The organism is uncultured Maricaulis sp., from assembly GCF_963976135.1.
In the GTDB taxonomy this organism is placed as follows: domain Bacteria; phylum Pseudomonadota; class Alphaproteobacteria; order Caulobacterales; family Maricaulaceae; genus Maricaulis.
Genome location: NZ_CAXBKN010000170.1, coordinates 1 through 2,762 on the forward strand (window position 1 = coordinate 1; position 2,762 = coordinate 2,762).

General features: G+C 65.5%; 5 protein-coding genes. All 5 read right to left on the reverse strand.

All coding sequences use genetic code 11. The annotated features are described in order from the left end of the window. The coding region (locus tag AAC023_RS14220) for a hypothetical protein (RefSeq protein WP_339741916.1) at nt 1–381 on the reverse strand (381 nt) is incomplete at its 3' end. A 30-nt stretch (nt 382–411) separates the two neighbouring features. Next, complete coding sequence (locus AAC023_RS14225; protein WP_339741918.1) at nt 412–696, reverse strand: DUF2312 domain-containing protein; 285 nt, start codon at nt 694–696, stop codon at nt 412–414. Nucleotides 697–785: 89 nt separating this feature from the next. After that, complete coding sequence (locus AAC023_RS14230; RefSeq protein WP_339741921.1) at nt 786–1,733, reverse strand: alpha/beta hydrolase; 948 nt, start codon at nt 1,731–1,733, stop codon at nt 786–788. A gap of 2 nt (nt 1,734–1,735) precedes the next feature. Continuing rightward, nucleotides 1,736–2,320 carry a hypothetical protein gene (locus AAC023_RS14235; RefSeq protein WP_339741923.1) on the reverse strand — a complete coding sequence of 195 codons (585 nt, stop codon included), beginning with the start codon at nt 2,318–2,320 and terminating at the stop codon, nt 1,736–1,738. 76 nt (nt 2,321–2,396) lie between these two features. Further along, nucleotides 2,397–2,762 (reverse strand): MAPEG family protein (locus AAC023_RS14240; protein WP_339741924.1); only part of this gene is annotated, 366 nt, incomplete at its 5' end.

Here is a 2,762-nt window from a genome sequence, read left to right on the forward strand (position 1 = left end):
GGGAACCGGCGTGGACGCCGGCGGGGGAGACGGATCAAAATCCTCATGGATCTCGCGCGAACGCGGGGCCGGGCCGGGTGTCTTGCGTTTGAAACCCTTGCCCTGAGACATGGGTTTGCGCGCCTTGCCGGCCGCCTTCTTCTCGATTTCCCGCAGTTTCAGCGCCTGGCGCGCCGAGAGCGCTTCCTCGGTATCGCCCTTGCCGGGATCATTGAAGGCCGAGCCATAGGTTTCGAGCCTTTCCTCCAGCGAGCCGAGAAACTCGCCCTCCCATTCCGACAGCGAGGCATCGGGCGTGCCGGCCTGCTCGGCGGCGCGTTTGGCACGCTCCAGCCGGCGCAGGGCCTTGCGGGTCTTTTTCTCGTCTATCTTGCGCGGCACGCGATCCTCCGTTTGGGGGAGGCGGGTAGTCTAGCTCTCGACGGCGCCGAGATACAATTCAAGAAGCGCTTCCATTTCCTGGCGCTCATTGCGGTCGATCTTGCGCAGGGAGATCACCTTGCGCATCACCTTGGGATCGAAACCCATGGATTTGACCTCGGCATAGACTTCCTTGATGTCGGCGGCGACATTGGCCTTGTCTTCTTCAAGCCGCTCGATGCGGGCGACAAAAGACTTCAGATGATCGCGTGCGACCCCGCCCATGGCGTCGGAATCGTCAATCGGGCCTGTCGGGGCGGTGTCGGTGAAAGCCATGTCGGTAACCTTTGCTGCGGCGGAGCGCGACACTAGGCTGGCCAGGCGTCTGCCTCAAGCCGGTCGGCCAGTGATTTCCACCGGATTTATCAGCATTGCGCCCGTTCCCGCACGGCGATCGCCGCTTCGAGCACAGCGCCGGGGTGGTGGTGATGGAGATTGTGCCCGGCGCCGGAAATCAGGCGCAGCTCGGCATGCGCCATCCGCGCCGCGACCTGGCCGGAATGGCGATGGGTCCACACCACGGTATCGGCTTTCCCGGCCAGAAACACGGTCGGCAGCGCAATGTCCTGATAGCGCTCTTCCTGCATTTCCAGATGCGGATTGACCTGCATCATGTCTCGCGCATTGGCGATCCAGTTGCCCGGGCGCAGGATGAGTGGCAGGCGTGAACGTGCCACATAATCCTCGGGCACCGGCTCGGGATGGAAGGCCTTGCGGGCGCCGGATTCGAGCTGGCCCTGTCCGGCCAGCGGGATGATGACGCGGGTCAGCAGGGGCCCGACCAGCGGCCAGCCACTCGCGGCATTGAACCAGGCCGCTTCGCCGATCCAGGCGGAAAGCGCCGGCGCCACAAGCACAAGCCCGGTGACGCGGCCGGGATGGTCCATGGCGAGACGCATCGCAATCGCCCCGCCCCAGGAATGACCGATCACAACGGCTTCGCGGATATCGAGCCGGTCGAGGAATTTGACGATCAGCGCCGCTTCGTCCGCGGGTGACCAGCGCCTCGATTTCGGACGCCCGCTCCAGCCGAGCCCGGGACGGTCGAGCCAGATGACATGCTCGCCCGCGAACGCCTCGCCGAGGGCGAGATATGGTTCTTCCAGATTGGAGGCGGCACCGTGCAGGACCAGAATGGCGGGGTGGGCCGGGTCGCCATTGCGGCGGTAATGCAGGCGTGTGCCGTCAATCTCGAGAAACTCGCCGTCCGGCGGATGCGCCCTGGCAATGCGGCGCGAAACCAGCCAGCCGCCAAGGGCGCCGAGAAAAAGCCCCGCAAGGGCAATCAGCGCGATGAGACCGGCTGGCGTCACCGTTACAGCGCGCGTCCGGCGCGCGCCGCATCGATGCGGGCCTTGGCGCTGACCGCCGGGGCATAGGTGGGATGAATTTCCAGCGCTTCTTCATAGGCGTCGAGGGCGGCATTGAGCGCCTGGGCATTCTCGAGCACACGGCCGAGCGTGACATAGGCGTCGAATCGGCGCGGCTCGAGGGTGAGTGCCGTGTTCAGCGTCTCGAAGGCATAGGTCCAGTCTTCCAGCTGCGTCGCGACGCGTCCGGCGGCCAGCCAGCCCTCGGCGAAGTCCGGCGCCAGCGCTGTGACATGGTCATACATCCGCGCTGCGACATCATTGTCGCCAGCGGCTTCGGCCGCATGGCCGCGATCCATCAGCAGCGAGATCGTATCGCTGCCCGAATGCGACCAGAGCGCAAAAATCTCGTCGACCAGCGGCCGGGCCTGCGCCTCATCGGCGGTGGCCAGCGCATCGAGCCGGGCCGTCAGCCGCTCCTGCGGTGTCTGGAACTCGACCTGCGGCGCGATCTGCACCGTCTCGGTGATCGGCGGGACGTCCTGCGCGGCGGCGAAGGTCAGCAGGGCGGAGGCGAGCAGGATCATCATGGTCACAAGGATAGAGGCTCTTGCGGCGGCGTCCAGAGGGCGCCGCCGCATCTTGCCAGGATTTAAGGTGCCGGAATCAGCCGGTGAACAGGCCCCACAGGATCAGGCCGGTCGAGATCAGGAATGGGATCACCAGGGCGGCGAAACCGATCAGGAAGCCGACGGTGCGCTTGGCAGGGTCCGCCATATAGGCCGCGCTGTAGAGCACACGCCCGATGACCCAGACCAGGGCGGCGATGCCGGCAGCAAGATCGCCCATCTGGCTGGCGAAAATCCACATCACCGGCAGGAACATCACCAATTGCTCGACCGTGTTGAGGTGAACGCGATTGGCGCGCTCGAATTCTTCAGAACCGGACATGGCCGGCGCCTTGACGCCCGTCTTGCCGCGCGCCTGCCCGGTACGGGCCGCGAAGATCAGGGTAATCAGGACGACGGCGAG

What these genes read in the sequence shown, in the direction of transcription:
- AAC023_RS14225 (WP_339741918.1), bottom strand. Translation starts at nt 696, where the DNA reads ATGGCTTTCACCGACACCGCCCCGACAGGCCCGATTGACGATTCCGAC.
- AAC023_RS14235 (WP_339741923.1), bottom strand. Translation starts at nt 2,320, where the DNA reads ATGATGATCCTGCTCGCCTCCGCCCTGCTGACCTTCGCCGCCGCGCAG.